The 946-nt window shown below is 64.5% G+C and carries 1 protein-coding gene; it reads left to right on the forward strand.

Annotation, left to right across the window (positions count from 1 at the left end; genetic code table 11):
• The first annotated feature begins 70 nt into the window (after positions 1-70).
• Positions 71-865, forward strand: a complete 795-nt coding sequence (locus tag ACK1U9_RS24655; protein ID WP_046617103.1) for an SDR family NAD(P)-dependent oxidoreductase — start codon at positions 71-73, stop codon at positions 863-865.
• Positions 866-946: the final 81 nt, after the last annotated feature.

The following is a 946-nucleotide window of genomic DNA, read 5'->3' on the forward strand; positions in this document are numbered from 1 at the left end:
GGAGCTGGCTTGCCGGCGATGGGCTGCAAAGCAGCCCCCTGCGATTCCCCAGACAGATGAGGAGGCACAGATGCACATTTCCCTGAACGGCAAGCGCGCCATCGTCAGCGGCTCCACCGCGGGCATCGGCCTGGCCATCGCCATCGGCCTGGCCGAAGCGGGGGCCGAGGTGGTCCTCAACGGTCGCACCCAGGCCCGGGTCGACGAAGCTCTCAAAGTTGTGCGCGAACGCCTGCCACAGGCGCGCATCATCGGCATCGCTGCCGACCTGGGCACCCAGGCTGGTGCGCAGCAGCTTTTCGACCAGGTGCCGCACACCGACATACTGGTCAACAACCTGGGCATCTTCGAGCCCAAGCCGTTTTTCGAGATCGAGGATGAGGACTGGCAGCGTTTCTTCGACGTCAATGTGCTCAGCGCCGTTCGCCTGTCGCGTCACTATGCCCAGGGCATGGCCGAGCGCAAATGGGGGCGGGTGGTGTTCCTGTCCAGTGAGTCGGCGCTGCAGATTCCGACCGAGATGATTCATTACGGCATGACCAAGACTGCGTTGCTGGCGGTGTCGCGCGGGTTGGCCGAGACGCTGGCTGGTACCGGGGTGACGGTGAATTCGGTGCTGCCGGGGCCCACACGCTCGGAGGGGGTGGGTGATTTCTTTGCCAAGCTGGCCGAGGAGCAGGGGGTGTCGACTGAAGAACTGGAGGCCAACTTCCTGGCTGAGCACCGGCCGACCTCGCTGATCAAGCGGCTGGCGACGGTGGAGGAGGTGGCGAACATGGTGGTGTACCTGGCGTCGATGCAGGCCAGTGCTACCACCGGGGCTGCCTTGCGGGTGGATGGCGGGGTGCTGCGTTCCATTGCCTGATCTGTTTTGCCTGTACCGGCCTCTTCGCGGGTAAACCCGCTCCCACAGGGATCGCACAGGCCTCAAATTCTGTGGGGTACC

This window comes from Pseudomonas sp. XP1, from assembly GCF_053557675.1.

Excerpts from the sequence above, each read along its gene's own strand:
- ACK1U9_RS24655 (WP_046617103.1), top strand. The coding sequence starts at position 71 with ATGCACATTTCCCTGAACGGCAAGCGCGCCATCGTCAGCGGCTCCACC.